The following is a 17,373-nucleotide window of genomic DNA, read 5'->3' as shown; positions in this document are numbered from 1 at the left end:
AATCTTTAAGACTCCAGATATAGTGTTCCCAGATATAAAGCGAACCCGTCGCTCCACGACTTGAAATTTTCAGGATTTAGAGTCAAAGAAAATCGGCGCTAATCCCATTCCTTCTCTACGAGACGCGGCGCGAACAAGGAGTATCCGAGATTCATACCGGAATTTCAATCGTAAATTCTGTACCCTGATTCAGAACCGAGTTAAAACTTAATTTTCCACCGTGGGTTTCTTCAACGATTTGCCGAGCGATCGCTAACCCTAATCCTGTACCTTTACCCACAGCTTTCGTAGTAAATAAATGGTCAAATATTTTTTGTTTAACTTCTTCGCTCATCCCCTTGGCATTATCAGTAATGGAAACTTTAACGAGATTATTTTCGACTGAGGTTGTAATTGTAATACAGTTAGGATTGTCTTTAATTTCTTCAAAGCTGAGTCCATAGTTAGATTCATCTAATGCATCAATAGCATTAGCGAAAATATTCATAAATACCTGATTTAATTGACCGGGGAAACATTCTACTTGAGGTAAATTACCGTAGTTGGCAACAACTTGAATCGCCGGACGTTGTTCATTGGCCTTGAGACGATGTTTGAGAATGAGAATAGTACTATCAATGCCTTGGTGGATATTGAAAGGTACTTTGTAGTCTTGATCGGCACGAGAGAAAGTTCTCAAACTGGTGCTGATGTTCTTTAGCCTGTCACACGCCATAGACATAGAATCAATCATCTTTGGTAAGTCTTCTAAGCTATAATCCAAGTCGATTTCTTCGGCGTGGTCTTCGATTTCATCGCTTTTATTGGGGAAACTTTCTTGATATAGTCTGAGATGTTCAACAATATCAGCGATAGTAGGTTTCGCTTGTTTGAGACTAGCAGCAATAAAACCAAGGGGATTATTCATTTCGTGAGCTACACCAGCAACTAAGTTGCCTAGTGCAGACATTTTCTCAGTTTGCACCATTTGTAATTGTGCTTGTTGCAGGTTTTGTAAAGCAGTTTCTAGCTCTTGTGCTTTTTGTTGAAGTTGGATTTCGGCAACTTTGCGTTCGCGTAGCACAGCTTGCTGTTCTGTAATATCATCTGCTAGGGAAGCAACTCCGATTAACTCGCCATCTGCATTTACAAGTGGATTGTTATACCAAGCACAAATGATAATTTGACCATCCTTTGTCACATTTTCATTGATACTGTAATTACCGCCCTCCTGCGATATAATTTCGACGCTGACTCGCTCAATTTCTGCTTGAATTATTTCAGGAATGATGAATTTGAATCCACAACCCAAAGCCTCTTGTTTGCTGTAGCCAAAGATTCTTTCTGCGGCTGGGTTCCAGTCAGTAACCTGGAAATTAGTATCCCATTCGATGACTGCTAGTGGAGTTTGCTGAACCAATAGGTGGAGTCGTTGCTGGGATGATTGCAACACACACTGTGCGGTGCTTAACTCCTCAAGCGATCGCTCTAGCTGTTGGGAATACTCTAGCGATCGCTCATAAAGTCGGGCATTTTCCAAAGAAATTGCGGCTTGGGCGCAGAGTAAGTTGAGAAGTTCGACGCGATCTTTTGTGAACGCCCCCGTTGCTAGATTATTTTCTAGATATAAAATGCCCAGCAACTTCCCTTGATGCAAAATCGGGCTACACAAGATACTTTTGGGCTGCTGACGGATGATATAGGGGTCATTAGCTAAGGTGCGATCGGCACTTGCATTCACCAGCACAGCAGTTTGCTTGTCATGCAAGACTTTGTAAATCAGTCTGTGGGGAATGTCCTGGCTATCTTCAATGGGAATACGCTGCAAGACAACTGGCTTTGAACCTGTGGTAATTGACCCTTTGATTAACAGGCGCGAGTCTCGCAAGAGCATGAACACGCATTTATCAGCCCCCGCATTTTCGATGACAATGGTCAGCAACGATGAAAGTAGATTTTCCAGTTCGATTTCACCGGAAATAGTATGAGAAGCTTTGAGAATAGTAGCTAAATCTAAAGCCACAGAAACATTACTACTGGATATGGCCGAACTGGTGGAAGTGACACTACCCAATGTGAACAAAGTTTCGTGAGTGGAGAGAGGAGAACGGGTTTGCTCTAATATAGGTCTAAGTAGTTGTGGATAGCGAGCTTCTAGGTCAGCGACTTTGGCTTTTGCACCCCAACGAGCATAAGCATAGTAGGCTTCAATCATGTAGTCCCCAGCAATGCGCTGTCTGCCCCAATCTAGGTAGAATTTTGCTGCTAGTTCGTTAGCAAGTGCTTCTTCTTGCGTATATTCGTTAGCTTTGGCTAGAGTTATCGCTTTGTCGTAAAACTCAATTGCTTCGGCTTTTTGTCCTAACACTCGACATTTTTCCGCCTCTACCAAATCAACCTTATGTTGATAATTCATGGGTGCATGATACGCCCATTGCTGTAACTTGGTTTGATTTTCTATGACACCCTGCAATGCTTCTGATGTTTCATCTAACTGTGGATTTAATTGTGCCAGAGTCAGCAGAGAATCATAAAGATAAAATACTGGTTCGGTGACTAATCCCGCACCAGCCATAAAATAGCGCCTGACTTCAATAGCATGATTTTTCGCTGGCTCAATTTCTCCAAACAAGAAACAAAGCATTAGTTTATACAAATGGAAAATATACAATCCATATCCATCTTTGGCAAACTCTAGCTGCGGTCGAAATTCTGTTTCTTCAAGGGCTTTCCCAGACAAAAAAGTGGTGTGTTCTGCAAAACCCAGCAGATTTAAAACAGGTTGCCAATAAATCCGGCAATAGTTTGCAGTTGTTAATTGATTTAATTGGGTCAAACTATGGCAGTAAGCGCAAATATCCTGCTCTAAGGTAGCCAGGGGTTGACTGCTCCAAAAAGAATTGAGACAAAAACTGTGGCCATTGTACCCAGTAAGTACCAAGTTCCCAAATTCTATGGCACTGGTGTAACCCTCTTGCAACAGGGGTAGTGTTTCTTTAATGTGAGATTTGCGGTGTACAACAAATAACCCCAAGATCATCAAAACATCTGTTTTACTTGCTTTGGCATCGAGTTTTGAAATAATCTGGAGTGCCAGGGAAGCAAACTGTGTTCCTGTATCCACGACTTGGAAGAAATTGCAGAGAATATTGCCATAGTTCACATAGCCGAAAGCAGAAGTCGATGTGTTACCGTACTGAATTGATAGTTTAACGGACAAAGTATTCAGCAATGGATACAGCGCAGAGCCAGTGAGGTAAGCTGCTGGGCTGATGATATTGACAATTTTAAGAGTACCAAGTTTTTCTGCATCGGTCATTTCAGGCAAGTGAACCAAATCAGCGATTTCCCTATCTCCAATGAGTTCCTTAATCTGTTGGATTTCCTGTTGAATATCTGATGGTGTCGGTGTTTCAGGAAAGGTTATGCCAAGCTGTTGTAAGATTGGTTGGGCGATCGCGATCGCTAATGTCAGTTTACTTTGGGAAATATGAGATTGAATTCTAATGCAGTAAACATTGACTTTTTCAGGTAAGGAGCGTGCCTGTTGAATGACAATATCAATAAGCTGTTCCATCGCCTCAAAATTACCGTTTAGCATTGCTACTTCCGCAGCTAATTCATATAAGGCGAGGGTCATTTCATACTGCTGCTGCCAAGTATTTTCTGATAACAAAGACAATCCTACTGTCGCATATTCACGCGCTGCTTGATAGGCGGTTGAAGTTTTAGCTTTGCGACAGGCAATTAAATTGAGGCCAGCTAATTCTTCTCGTTGAGTTGGTTGGGTAATTAAAACAGTTCCGTGATTTAATTGATTGACGATTTCAAAAATCCGGTCAACTCTAGCTTGTGTGGAAATCTGTTGTAGAAGCAGTTGTCCGATTTGGTAATGAGTCGTTTGTTTTTGGTCATCGGGAATTAGGGAATAGGCTGCTTGTTGAACGCGATCGTGTAAAAATTTGTAGGTAACATTTTGAGACTTTTCTGGCGTAATGGCTTGACTTTCTGCCCCTACATAAAATTTATAAACATCACCAATCGGTAAAATCAAACCTTCTTGCAATGCTTTCCATAAATTGGCTGCGGTTTCTACCTCTGAGTGTTCTGAAACAATTGCTAATGTTGCTAGCTCGAACTGATTGCCAATACAAGCGGCTAACTTCAGAATATTCTGGGTTGCTAACGGTAACTTCTCTAACTGCAACGCCATAAATTCTACGACATCATCGGTCAAGGCTTGTTGATTAATTTTGGACAGATCGCATTGCCAACAGCCTAACTCCAAGTTAAACTGAATGAAATTTTCTTCGTGTAGGGCTTTGAGAAATTGGGTGGCAAAAAATGGGTTGCCTTTAGTTTTTTGATAGACTAATTGTGAAAGTGGTAATGCCAAATTTTCTGTACTTTTTAGGGTATCAGCGACTAATTGATTGATTTGGGATTGACTCAGGGGTGTTAAAGTAATAGTATTAATAGTTGCTTGGTTTTTTTGGATTTCGCTCAAAGTCAACATTAATGGATGGGCTGGATTGACTTCGTTATCACGATAAGCACCAATGATCAAAAGATGACCTGTATCAGCCATTAATAGCTGCATCAACTTTAATGATGCTGAATCAGCCCATTGTAAATCATCTAAAAACATCACTAATGGATGTTCGGCGCTAGTAAAGACTTGGGTGAATTTTTGAAACAATAAATTAAAGCGATTTTGGGCTGCCGTTCCTGATAATTCTACTGCTGGTGGTTGTTCACCAATGATTTTTTCTAATTCGGGAATGACTTCAATAATTACCTGACCGTTCTCTCCAACAGTTTCTAATATTTGATTTTTCCATTGCTCTAGTTGGACATCACTTTCGGTTAACAATTGCCCCATTAAATCCCGAAATGCTTGTACAAAAGCAGAGAAAGGAATATTGCGTTGAAATTGGTCATATTTCCCTTTGATAAAATAACCGCGTTGCCGAACAATTGGTTTATGAACTTCGTTGACAACGGCGGTTTTCCCAATACCCGAAAAACCTGCTACCAGCATCATTTCTGTTGCACCAAGACTGACTCGCTCAAATGCTTGCAGTAAAGTTTCTGCTTCGGTTTCTCGTCCGTAGAGTTTGTCGGGGATGATGAAGCGATCGCATACATCCCGTTGTGCAATTTTAAAACTTTGAATTTCACCAGAAACTTGTAGCTGATCTAAACATTTTTCTAAATCCAATTTTAGTCCTAATGCACTCTGATATCTCTCTTCGGCATTCTTCGCCATCAATTTCATGACGATATCTGAAATCACCTGCGGTATCTCTTCTCTAATAACTGAAGGAGGTTGTTTTGCAATATGACAATGCACCAACTCCATTGGATCGTTTGATTGAAATGGCAAAACTCCAGTAAGTAATTCGTAGAATGTCACACCCAAAGAATAAAAATCAGTGCGGTAGTCAATTCCCCGATTCATTCTTCCTGTTTGTTCCGGGGAAATATAAGCGAGTGTCCCTTCTAATCCATTGGAATTTATCAAAGTTTGTGTTTCTCGTGGGAGTAAGGATGCGATACTAAAGTCGATTAATTTAACTTGTTTGGTTTCGGGATTAATGAGAATATTGCTAGGTTTAATGTCTTTGTGAATAATCCGTTCGTGGTAGAGTATATCTAAGGTATTGCAGAGTGCGATCGCAATTTCTAAAAACTCTTTTAAAGACGAGATATATTGCGTTTCTACAGAGGTAAAATAATTTTTGAGAGAAATCCCCCCAAAGTCTTCCATCACCAGCGCATAGGCATTTTGATAGGGTTCTAGGCTATAAGTTTGGACTATTAGCGGTGAGTTGAGATTTTTAGCTATGGTGTATTGATTCCGAAACGACAAAAGTTCGCTGAAACTCGGATAAGGATTTTTCAGCAACTTAATCACTACGGGTAATGAGTCAGTCTCTCGATACCCTCGATACACAATGGTTCTAGAACCATTGTAGAGTTCTTCGCTAACCTTGTATCCGGGAATATTGACAAGAGTGCTAACCATACTGCTAAATCTTTAAAACTTCCAGATTTAGTATTCCCAGATGTCTAAAATTATTTACCAAAAATAGCCACAATTACACCGAAATTTCAATAATAAATTCCGTACCCTCACTGAAAACCGAGTTAAAACTCAATTTTCCGCCGTGGGTTTCTTCAACGATTTGCAGACTGATTGCTAGTCCTAGACGATCCCTCGCTTTGTTAATTTTTATAACTCAAGCTTGATTAAAAACCATGCCTAACACTAGCTGACAGCAGTAACTTATTAACAGTTGCACAGATAGATACACTTAAGTTAATCTTTAAACTACCTATGGGCACTCCAATTAAAGGCATATTTAGAACCAATCGGTAACAATACAAAAGATGATTAACTATTAACTTAATGACTAACAGACGCCAATTTTTAAAAGGGGTGGCAGCACTTTCTAGCTTATCTTTAGGTGGTTGTGGCTGGAGGCTGGCTGAAGTACGTGCTAATTCTAATACCAGTAGTCAGCGTGACCAACTTTATATCTTTACCTGGACACAATATACTGACAATCAATTACTGAAAACTTTTAGCAGCCAGACTGGCATAAAAGTCCTAGCAGATGTGTATGATTCCAATGATGTCATGCTGGCTAAATTGCAAGCTGGAGGCGGTGGCACTTACAGCATCATCAACCCATCTGATTATATGGTGCAGAAGATGGTAGACAAAGGCTTGTTAACAGAAATAAATCACGATCGCTTAATCGGTCTAGAGAATTTATTTCCCCGTTTTCAAAATCCTAGTTATGACCCCAATAACCGCTACAGTATCCCTTTTAACTGGGGGACAACAGGTTTACTTTACAATTCTGAAAAAATTAAAGATGCACCACAAGACTGGGATTATCTTTGGCAAAATCAAGAGCAACTGAATCAGCGGATGACCTTGCTCAATGATGTTCGAGAAGTGATGGGTGCAACCTTACGAATGCTCGGTTATTCTTATAACTCAAAAAATGAACAAGAAATTAAACAAGCTTATGAAAAATTGAAGCAGCTAAAACCTGCGATCGCCCGTTTTGACACTGACGCTTGGCAAAATCAAATTCTAGCCGGAGATTTACTACTGGCAATGTGTTATTCAGCAGATGCAGTGAAAATCTCTCAAGAAAATCCTAAACTCAAATATGTGATTCCTCGTAGTGGTTCTTCATTATGGACAGACACTATTGTAATTCCCAAAACAGCCCCCAACCAAGCTGGAGCTTACGCTTGGATTAACATGATTTTGCAACCAGAAATCGCAGCCCAAATCACTCAACGCCTAAATATTTCTACGCCGAATAGCGCCGGATTTGAGCAATTGCCAAAAACAATCCAAAACAACACTAATTTGTTTCCCCCAGAGTCTCTGCTAAAAAATTGTGAACGTGTTACACCTGTAGGAGAATTTGAAGAGGTTTACGATCGTTATTGGACTCAATTAACTAGCAGTTAATTGAGTTAGGAGTTAGGAGTTAGGAGTGATTAATTTGGAAAAAAATGAGATTTCTAAAATAGAAGAATTGCAGCACCCCGTCAGAAATTGGCTGCAACCCTTGGTATTGCTTGCACCCTCTGGAATTTGGTTATTACTTTTGTTGGTGCTGCCATCTTTAATAATTTTCGAGTTAAGTTTAGTTGCAGACATCCGACCAGGAGATTTGGTCAATCCTAACGGATTCAAAAACTACACCAGAATATTTGACTCACTTTATCTGCAAGTAATTGGGCGATCGCTATTTTTTGCCTTTGGTACTACGGTAATTTGTTTAATTTTGGGCTTCCCCGTCGCCTATTGGATTGCTCAGATAGCGCCGCAGCGTTGGCGAAATTTATTGCTATTAGGCTTTGTCTTACCTTTGTGGACTTCTTCCTTACTCCGTTCTTATGCTTGGATTACAATTCTTCGTCCCACTGGTTTATTGAACACTTTATTCAGCAATTTAGGCTTGCCTACTTGGGAATTACTCAACAATAGTCAAGCTGTATTAATTGGCATGAGTTACAGTTTATTACCCTATATGGTTTTGATTTTATATGCTTCTCTCGAAAAGCTAGATAAGCGCTTGCTAGAAGCTGCGGCTGATTTAGGTGCAAATCCGGTGGAAACTTTTTTCCAAGTAACTGTACCGCAAATTTTTTCGGGAATTGCGGCTGCTTCCATGCTTGTATTCATCACAGGCTTGGGGGATTTTGTCGATCCAGAATTACTCGGTGGTGCTTCTAGTATGACGGCGGCGCGGTTAGTTTATAACCAGTTTCTTGGAGCAACCCAAAATTGGGGATTCGGTTCAGCCTTGAGTATGACGTTAATTTTGTTTGTTAGTATTGCGATCGCACTTTTAATTAAGTTTGGGGAAGCTGCACCCAAACGCTAAACTTTTGCCACTCACTTATAATAAAGGCATCAAACGCCAGCGAGACAACGGTTATGCTCTCACCCGATCTCAAAAATGCGTTACCAACTACCGACGAACTTCCCTGTTCAGACGATACCCCAGTGGATAACGAAGATCAAAACTTTTTGCCCAACATTCTACTTTTCTTACTTAACTCCATTTGGGCAAATCGCATGGATTGGTACTTCGGAGTAGATATGGGAGTGTATCACACTACAGGAGTAAATCCCAGAGTACCCGTAGTCCCAGATGCTTTTTTAAGTCTGGGAGTAGAACGGAAAAAGGGTGGTAAATCACGCAAAAGTTACGCGGTTTGGGAAGAAAATGGGATAGTTCCAATATTCACATTAGAAATGGTATCCCATACTCCAGGAGGTGAATACGACGAAAAGCTAGATATATATAGAAAACTCGGTGTATTATACTACGTAATTTATAACCCTGAGTTTTGGCGACGCGACCAACATCAACCCTTTGAAGTGTATAAGTTGCTCAATGGAAACTACCAACTACAAATAGGTGAACCTTATTTAATGCCAGAGGTGGGTTTAGGTATAGGACGACACCAAGCTGTAATTGGCGGGATACAACAGGAGTTTTTATGTTGGTATGACGAGCAAGGAAACCGCTATTTTACAGATGCAGAACAGGCACAACAAGAACGGCAAAGGGCTGAACAATTAGCTGAGTATTTACGTTCTCTAGGTGTAGATCCAAATAATCTACCTGATAATTCGTAATTCGTAATTACAAATTATAAATTATAAATTATTTTTCACTATGAGTAAATGATCTAAATTATCTGTATTATTGTTTATTAACTCCTTAATTTTAGAGATAAACTCATGCTCTAAAAAAGGTTTGGTTAAGTAAGCTTTTGCACCCAATTCTTGGGCAAGCTGGCGATGTTTTTCAGCGCTGCGAGAAGTGAGAATTACTACGGGTATTTTTGCTAAATTGGTGTATTGGCGGAAATTGCTCAACAACTCAAAACCATTCATTCGTGGCATCTCTAAATCGGAGACGACAACTTTAATTTCAGGATGTAACTGCAATTTTTCTAGAGCTTCTACACCATTTTGGGCTTGTATTACTTGATAGCCAGATTTTTGGAGAGTCAGAGAGAGAGTTTGCCGGAGACTAATTGCATCATCTACTATTAAAACAACTTTTGGTGACTTATAATCTGGCTCTTGAGAATAACTGGATTGGGTTTCTATGGTTGTTGTGGAAGTCGATGCCGCAAGTAATGGTGTAGATGAAAAAGTATGCCCTGATATCGACAAGGCTTTTTTATTTGACGAAGAAGCAACTGGTAGTGCCCTGATATCAAGTGTTGTTTGTTGGATTTCGCTAGATTTTACCAGTAACAAAGCATCAATTACTAAGATGAGATTACCATTGGCTAAACTACTACAACCATAAATGTATTTTGGCGGTGCGATCGCATTTCCTAAAGGTCTGATTACCAGTTCTTGTTCGCCGATTATTTGGTCAACTTCTAAAGCAACCTTTCCCTGATTTCGCTGTAGCAAAAGCACCGGATTTTTCGCTACACTTGGGTCGTGAGTATTTGAAGTGTCGTATTGAGTCTCATTATTAATGAATGAACCATTATAATTAATCAACTTTGAAAGTTGACGAAGGCTAACCATAGTCTCATCATTGTCTATATTCCAATATAAGACTTTTTTTCCTTCAATTTCTTTAATCTGTTGTTCAGAGGGAATTAATATTTTTTCGATACTGTCCAATATCAGACCATAAACAACACCTTTGGCTTGAACAAGCATTAACTTTTCTGTAGTCATAGAAAAAGGAATTTTGAGGATGAATATTGTTCCTTGGTTGGGTAAGGATTGAACTGAAATCGAGCCGTTGAGTGCGTGCATCTGAGTACGCACAATATCTAAACCCATACCGCGCCCAGAAATTTCACTTACTTTATTTGCAGTAGTAAATCCAGGCGAAAATATCAAATCTAAAAGTTCAGGTTCAGCCAGACTAGAAGCATATTTTCTAGTTTTTTCTTCAGTTTGTATGGGATAAAGTTCAGCAGCTTTTCTGCGAATTCTGTCTAAATTCAATCCTTGACCATCATCACGAACTTCGATAACAGTTTGGCTACCCTGATGATAAGCGCAGATTTCGATTAAACCTTCTTCTGGTTTACCAAGCTCTCGGCGAACTTGCGGAGCTTCAATACCGTGGTCAAAAGCATTACGCACTAAGTGTAACAAGGGATCGTAGAGTTTTTCTGCGATCGCTTTATCTACTAGGACTTCACTACCAGTAAGTTTCAATTCTACAAGTTTGGCATGAACATTCCCCAATTTATTTACCATGTGAGGGAAACGATTCAGAATATTGCCCAAAGGTGCCATTCGTGCTTCGACTAAGCTATCTATAATATTAAGAGTTAAATTCTCTTTTTGATCGCTAATTTGAGTAGCTTGTGTCAGAAGCAAATCGAGAGATTCTGTGGTTTCTTGTAGTTGCAGTGTTTCTTCTATTGCTTCATGCAATGTCATGTGAAATTCTGTATATACATCCATTTCTAGAGAGTCAAAATCTACTGCAAAACTTTGCGTTTGTTGTGAGGTAATATTTTGTATTTGTAAAGGTAGATCGCGTAAATTATTTAAAGTTGTTTGATGTCTAGTGAGTTGCTGTTCTAGTTGCTCAATTATTTCTTTGACCTGTTCATCTTGTAAACTACCCCGTTTTTGGTAAATCAGCAATTCTCCTGCTAAATAATTGAGGTGTTGCAATCTCTCTGTATCTACCCGAATAAATGAAGGTTGACGAAAGTTTTTAGTTTGAACATACTCTGATTTATCGTCTATTTCTTTGTTGATTTGTGTAGCTATATCAGGGATGACTTCAATAGCTGTTTTCGGAACGTCTATAACTACCTGCTCGTTGACAGTTAATGAATCAAGCTTTTCTGAAGAATTATCAGCCTGGGTTGTCACCACTTCAACAGCAAGGTTCTGCCTAGCTTCTTCTCCCCATATTGCTTCTAGTAAGTTATCAGGTGATTGAGAAGATACAATCTCTTTAATAACTAACAATTTTTGTAACTTGGGACTATCAAGCCAATTTTTCTCTTCACTAGTAACAGGAGGATAACTTTTATATTCTTTTGCTAATTTATGAATTTGGTTTTGTAATATTTTAATTCCTGAAAGGTAGCTATCAGATGTTTTCAGAGAATATTGAAATTTTGCAACTGCAAATAAAATGATTAAGATAATCCCATGTCGATAAATACAAAGACTTTGACTATCTTCTTCATCTTGAACAAAATCAAGAAAGTCTTTCAGCCAGTTTTCGATATAGTTCAGCAGACTTATTCTTTCTAATCTGGGAACTAGTAAATTTAAATTTAGTTCCGTCTCTGGTATTTGCATCTGGTGATTAAACCAGCCAAAAATGTAGCGAATTACTTTTAAATAGAATTTGGCAGTTGTTGGCTTTACCGATTCATTTTTATTGTTATCAGATGTAGTGAGAAATTGATAAAATTGTTCTACATTGATGATAAATGTGTCAGAAAATGAATTATTTGGTAATTCTTCAGATAACTCATTGTTTGCCACTATTGTGAGTTTTTGTAAACCTAAAGACGTTTCTCCACCAGATATGCGATCGCCTGCTAATACTAATTTTTTTGCTTGTTGTAAATCTGCAAGGGCAATTTCTGCAATTTGCTGTACCTGGTTGGGATTTGCTTGCAATGCGGAGAGAATTGTTTCGGAAATTTCTCCCAATCCAGGTAAATTTAGAGATTCTGCCAAGCCAAGAAATACTTCAGCTTGAGAGTGTAAAAACTCGATAAATTCTTCATTATTTGGTGGATTGTTAATAACTTCAGCAAGACTGTTTAGACGTTGTTCTACTCCTACTTCAAAAACAGATTGTACAATATCAAATCCCAATTCTTCAGAAGTGGGAATATGAGATTCAGCACCAAACGCATCACCCAGATTTTCTTGCAACTGTGCAAACACTGAAGTTGCTCGCTGAAGCAGTTCTTCGTCATTAACAGTACTGCCTATTAGCTCAGTATTTAATGCTATACTCAAACACTCATAAGCTTGTAATAAAAGTGTTTGTAATTCTGCATCCACGATTACTTTTGGATTGTATAAAGCCTTAAATACATCTTCTAAAAAATGGGCGATCGTCTTAATTAATTCTAGTCCAACGTTAGCTGCACCACCTTTAAGTGTATGAGTAGCCCGCATTAAATTGTGAATTTTAGTAATGCTATAATCTGCCGATAAGCTAAATAGTTCTTGTTCAATAATTTGGACTAATTCTGGGGCTTCAGCCAGAAAATAGATGTACCCTTGTTCGCGGATTTCGTTATCTGTGATCATAATTAGGGAGTGGGGAGTGGGGAGTGGGGAGTTGGGGTTGGGAGTTAGGAGTTAGGAGTTGGGAGTTAGGAGTTAAGAGTTGAGCGACCAATTGATTTTTCAGTTGTCTTGACTATTGAACTCAAAATCCGAATGATTTCGTCTGCATAGATGAGTTCATTAGTTAAATCAATATTTACTAGTTTGGACTGTTGTAGTAGACGTAGCCAGTATTTGGTTTCCCTAGCTTCTTTGTATGCAATATACATTTTTGCCAAGAAATCTTTTCTACTCTGACCACCGCTAGCCTCTTCAACATTTGCGCCAATACTTGTCCCACTTCGTAGTAATTGCTTAGAAAGCACATATTCACGTTGATTTTGCAGTTTAATATATAGGTGAATAATTTCTAAAGTAAATTTGAAACTCTTCTGTTGAATAACACTCTCTGCCAATTAGACATCTCCTTTTCTTAACTAAAAAGTTATAAGTAATTAAGGTCAAAGCATTTTACATTTGCCAATAAAATAGTGCTTTATATAATTAATGCTTTGACCTAATAGCTCTTATCTCCTAACTCCTAACCATTTTTCATTTCACTTTAAACTTACTAGCAGTTGTTAATAACTCTTGCGCCATTCCTGATAAATCTTGGAACACAGTTGCAATTTCTTGAGATTCAGCAAAAGTTTTATCAGCAATTTCTGCAACATCTTGCATTGATTTAGTGACTGTTACAGATTGCGCCATTTGTTTTTGAGTCGCTGCGGTAATTCGCTCGATTAGCTGACTAATTTCGGCAGTCGCAGAAACGATCGCATTTAAGTTTTGGCGAGTGTCGCTAACAAGATTTGTACCTTCTACTACCTGCTGAATACCAGTTTCCATTGCTACTGCAACTTCCCCAGTTTCTGCTTGAATTTCCTGAACTAATTTTTCAATTTCGATGGTTGCTGCTGCTGATTGGCGAGATAAAGAACGGACTTCATCAGCTACAACTGCAAAGCCTTTGCCATATTCACCGGCACGAGTAGCTTCAATGGCTGCATTCAAAGCGAGTACGTTTGTCTGTGTGGCAAAATTTCCAATCAAATTCACCACTTTGGAGATTTTTTGCGAGGATTCGCTGAGGCGTTTAATCTTTTTGCTGGTTTGAGCAACGGTTTCGCGAATTCCTTGGATTGCTTTTACAGTCAGGTTCATGGCAGTATCGCCAGACTCTACAGTTTGATTGGCTTTTTGCACTGCTAGTTGTACTAACTCAGCATTCGCTACTACAGCTTGAGTAGAGTCCACCATCTGTTGAATGTCATCTAAAGCTGCGGTAATCTCCTCAGATTGTTGTTGTGCCAGATTAGTCAATCCCGTTAATGAAGCTTCGCTATTGCTGGAAGTTTGTGCAACTTGTTGAGCAGCCCCTTGTACTTGAACAACAATTTGCCGCAGTGCTTGCAGAGTATTATTGTAAGCATCTGCGATCGTGCCTAGCTCGTCTTCTGTAATCGGTGCGCGTACTGTTAAGTCGCCGTTAAGGGCGGGTCTAAGGGCTTTTAAGAGTTGAATGGATCGTTGTTGTAGTAACTCCTTAGCTGCCTTTTCCCGTGTTGCGGCTTCTGCTAATTTTGCTGACTGCGCTTGTACTTGTTGCAAATATTCGGTATGTTGTAATGCCAATCCTAATTGGCTGCCAATACGTGCTAACAAAGTAACTTCTAATTCTTCCCAATCACGAGTTCCCGAATTCTGATAAGCTGCCAGCAATCCCCACAATTGTTCTCCAGCAAATACAGGCACAATTACATAAGCTTTGGCTTCAAATTGCTCTAAAACTTCAATGTGACAAGGAGAATGACCTACCTGATAGATATCATTTACAACAAAGTTTTCTCCTTGGGCATATCGACCTCCTTGAGTTTCTTGTAAGTGGGTATCTTCCCAGACGGTTTTGATATCGGGGCCTACAAGTTTTACCCAAAGATGACCTGCTGACTCTGCAACAAATTCCCCACTCCAGTTAGGATTGAAGCGATACACAGCAACGCGATCGCATCGCAATAATTGCCTGACTTCTTGAGTCGTTGTTTTGAAGATTTCTTCTACATCTAAAGATTGGCGGATGCGGTTACTTATCTTGGTGACAGCTTTCTCTTGTTCTGCTATTTGAGCTAGTTTTTCAGATTTGACTCGCACTAATTCCAAATAATCTATCTGTGATTTAGCTAGGCTAAATTGCAAGCTAGTTTGAACTAAAAAATTCACTTCCCAGCTTTGCCATTCACGGGAGCTAGAGTTTTGATAAGCTGCTAGCAATCCCCACAATTTATCCCCGAAGAATATCGGAACAATCATGTAAGCTTTAGCTTCAAACTGCTCTAAAATCTCAATATGACAGGGAGCTAAACCTACTTCATAGATATTATTAACGATAAAGTTTTCACCTCTGACATACCGACCTCCCTTAGTTTCTTGCAAGTAGGTATCATCCAAAACGGTTTTAATATCAGGGCCTACCAGTTTTGTCCAACCACTACTCACAGACTCAGCTACAAATTCACCACCCCAGTCAGGGTTAAAACGATAGACAGCGACGCGATCGCATTGTAGTGATTGACGCACTTCTTGAGTGGTTGTTTTGAAGACGCTTTCTACATCTGAAGATTGTCTGATGCGGTTGACTATCTTAGTGAAAACTTTCTCTTGTTCAACTATTTGAGCTAGTTGCTCAGATTTTGTCTGCACTTGCTCAAGATATTCCCCTTGCGAGATAGCTACACCAAATTGCAGCCCAATTTGAGTTACAAAGCTTTCTTCCCAAGGTTGCCAATCACGAGGCCCAGAATTTTGATAAGCTGCCAACAAACCCCATAATTTCTCTCCAGCAAATATGGGCGCAATGATGTAAGCCTTCATTTCATACTGTTCTAAAATGTCAATGTGACATTGAGAATGGCCCATTTGATAAATGTCATTGACTACAAAGCTTTCACCCTTGGCATAACGTCCTCCTTGAGTGTCTTGTAAGTGGGTATCTTCCCAGACCATGTAAAAATCAGGGCCTACCATTTTTACCCAACCATTACCCACAGACTCAGCGACAAACTCACCACTCCAGTCAGATTTGAAGCGATAGACACCGACGCGATCGCATTTTAGTAATTGACGTACTTCTTGAGTGGTTGTTTGAAAAAGCTTATCGACATTTGATATCCGCAAAATTTTGTCGATGACTTTAGCTACCGATTTTTTTGCTAGTAGCCGCTGTTGCTGTTCTTTTTGGAATTCAAAGCTCTGTAATTTGTAAATTAGTTCTGTTGTCAGTTGAGATAGTAGGCTAATTTCTACTTCTTGCCACTGCCGCGTTGAGTAGCAATTATTAACTACTAGTAAACCCCACACTTTACCTTCTACTACAATCGGTAAACTCAAACTAGCTTTAATTTGAAATTTATCTAACAGTTGCTTTTGATAAGGGGTAAGTTGAATTTGATTGATATCGTCAATAACTACAGCTTCTATATAGTCTTGATTGGTATATAGACCAAAAATAATTCCAGGAATATTTTCACCTAAAGTTGGTGTCCAACCTAGTGTTCTCGATTCGGCTAAAACATTACCTGATTCTCGCGAAGTAAACTGATAAATTAAGGCGCGATCGCAGCCAATCTTTTCTCTAATTTGTGCTACAGTAATTTTCAGTAATGTATCAAGGTCTGGGGCTTGGCGCATGTAAGTTGCGATGTCTTTCAACTGTCGCCGCCAAGTTTTAAATTCTAGAGCGATCGCATTTAATAAAGATATTTCACTACTAGCAATATTTGCTATATGAGCGTTACCATTCTGATTTTCTAATTCCGAGATTAGATGCTCGTTCTCATGGCTATTGTTATACAAAAATGTCATTTGATTAACCTCAAAATTGTGATTGGTAATAACTGGATATGTGGCAAGCGATATTTATCTGGTATTTACTCATTAATGATTAGGAGTTTTCAAAACAATATACCTAATCACACCTTACTAAGTATTCAATTATGAATCCCCCATCCTGGAGATTGAATAATAGTTGTAGCATCCAAATTAAAAATTATCTCCTCCGAATCATTAATAAAGTATCCCTGTAAAAAAGGTGATATTTTCGGATAAAATAATTCAGCACTTGCGGGTTTCATTTCTTTAGTATCCAGCCATTCAATATCTATAAGTTGTCGCACCAATAGTCCCAAATACTTACCTTTATTTTCTAGAACAATTGCCATCATTTTTGAAACTAAATTTGACTCTTGTGAAATTGGAGGATAACCTAACATTGCCTCTAAATCGACTAACCAAAGCATCTCACCCCGCCAATTATAAATACCAAAGACACTACTTGGCATCTGAGGAACGCCACATATTTCTGGTAATGATACTTGCAAAACTTCTGCGATGTGTTGTAAAGAAATTACAGCTGTATCAGTTACTCCCAAATTAAAACTTAAAAACTTTTCCTGGGTTTCCAAAGCTATCGATCCTTTGTCCTTGATTATTTATCTTGAGCCACTATTTACAGTTATTGTTTATTCTTGGAGAGATTCATCTAAAAAATAGTG

8 protein-coding genes are annotated in these 17,373 nt (G+C 39.1%); 3 read left to right on the top strand and 5 right to left on the bottom strand.

The window, feature by feature from the left end; translation table 11 throughout:
• Nucleotides 1-151: 151 nt before the first annotated feature.
• A complete protein-coding gene (locus RMX69_RS04180; RefSeq protein ID WP_322636605.1) occupies nucleotides 152-6,007 on the bottom strand; it encodes an AAA family ATPase in 5,856 nt (1,951 codons plus the stop codon).
• Between the two features lie 384 nt (nucleotides 6,008-6,391).
• Between RMX69_RS04180 and RMX69_RS04175 the strand changes: the two genes are divergently transcribed.
• The 3 genes from RMX69_RS04175 to RMX69_RS04165 are packed head-to-tail and all read left to right on the top strand — an operon-like array spanning nucleotide 6,392 to nucleotide 9,160.
• On the top strand, nucleotides 6,392-7,477 hold the full coding sequence (locus RMX69_RS04175) for an ABC transporter substrate-binding protein (RefSeq protein ID WP_289795643.1): 1,086 nt from the start codon (nucleotides 6,392-6,394) through the stop codon (nucleotides 7,475-7,477).
• Between the two features lie 28 nt (nucleotides 7,478-7,505).
• Nucleotides 7,506-8,399 carry an ABC transporter permease gene (locus tag RMX69_RS04170; protein WP_289799918.1) on the top strand — a complete coding sequence of 298 codons (894 nt, stop codon included), beginning with the start codon at nucleotides 7,506-7,508 and terminating at the stop codon, nucleotides 8,397-8,399.
• 53 nt (nucleotides 8,400-8,452) lie between these two features.
• Entirely contained in the window at nucleotides 8,453-9,160 is a 708-nt protein-coding gene (locus RMX69_RS04165; RefSeq protein WP_322636604.1) for a Uma2 family endonuclease, read from the top strand.
• A gap of 21 nt (nucleotides 9,161-9,181) precedes the next feature.
• Here the strand turns inward: RMX69_RS04165 and RMX69_RS04160 are convergent, their stop codons facing one another.
• The 4 genes from RMX69_RS04160 to RMX69_RS04145 all read right to left on the bottom strand — a co-directional run bounded on the left by RMX69_RS04160 (nucleotide 9,182) and on the right by RMX69_RS04145 (nucleotide 17,283).
• Nucleotides 9,182-12,805 carry a hybrid sensor histidine kinase/response regulator gene (locus RMX69_RS04160; protein WP_322636603.1) on the bottom strand — a complete coding sequence of 1,208 codons (3,624 nt, stop codon included), beginning with the start codon at nucleotides 12,803-12,805 and terminating at the stop codon, nucleotides 9,182-9,184.
• A 65-nt stretch (nucleotides 12,806-12,870) separates the two neighbouring features.
• On the bottom strand, nucleotides 12,871-13,239 hold the full coding sequence (locus RMX69_RS04155) for a four helix bundle protein (protein ID WP_289795640.1): 369 nt from the start codon (nucleotides 13,237-13,239) through the stop codon (nucleotides 12,871-12,873).
• A gap of 136 nt (nucleotides 13,240-13,375) precedes the next feature.
• Nucleotides 13,376-16,684 carry a GAF domain-containing protein gene (locus RMX69_RS04150; protein WP_322636602.1) on the bottom strand — a complete coding sequence of 1,103 codons (3,309 nt, stop codon included), beginning with the start codon at nucleotides 16,682-16,684 and terminating at the stop codon, nucleotides 13,376-13,378.
• 125 nt (nucleotides 16,685-16,809) lie between these two features.
• Nucleotides 16,810-17,283 (bottom strand): chemotaxis protein CheW, encoded by a 474-nt coding sequence (locus RMX69_RS04145; RefSeq protein WP_289795639.1) that lies wholly within the window; start codon nucleotides 17,281-17,283, stop codon nucleotides 16,810-16,812.
• Nucleotides 17,284-17,373: the final 90 nt, after the last annotated feature.

Source organism: Nostoc sp. EspVER01 (assembly GCF_034530635.1).
Lineage (GTDB): Bacteria > Cyanobacteriota > Cyanobacteriia > Cyanobacteriales > Nostocaceae > Nostoc.
Note: the sequence above shows the minus strand (reverse complement) of the source record. Positions and strands in the feature narration are given on the sequence as shown.

Excerpts from the sequence above, each read along its gene's own strand:
- RMX69_RS04180 (WP_322636605.1), bottom strand. The coding sequence starts at position 6,007 with ATGGTTAGCACTCTTGTCAATATTCCCGGATACAAGGTTAGCGAAGAA.
- RMX69_RS04175 (WP_289795643.1), top strand. The coding sequence starts at position 6,392 with ATGACTAACAGACGCCAATTTTTAAAAGGGGTGGCAGCACTTTCTAGC.
- RMX69_RS04165 (WP_322636604.1), top strand. The coding sequence starts at position 8,453 with ATGCTCTCACCCGATCTCAAAAATGCGTTACCAACTACCGACGAACTT.
- RMX69_RS04160 (WP_322636603.1), bottom strand. The coding sequence starts at position 12,805 with ATGATCACAGATAACGAAATCCGCGAACAAGGGTACATCTATTTTCTG.
- RMX69_RS04150 (WP_322636602.1), bottom strand. The coding sequence starts at position 16,684 with ATGACATTTTTGTATAACAATAGCCATGAGAACGAGCATCTAATCTCG.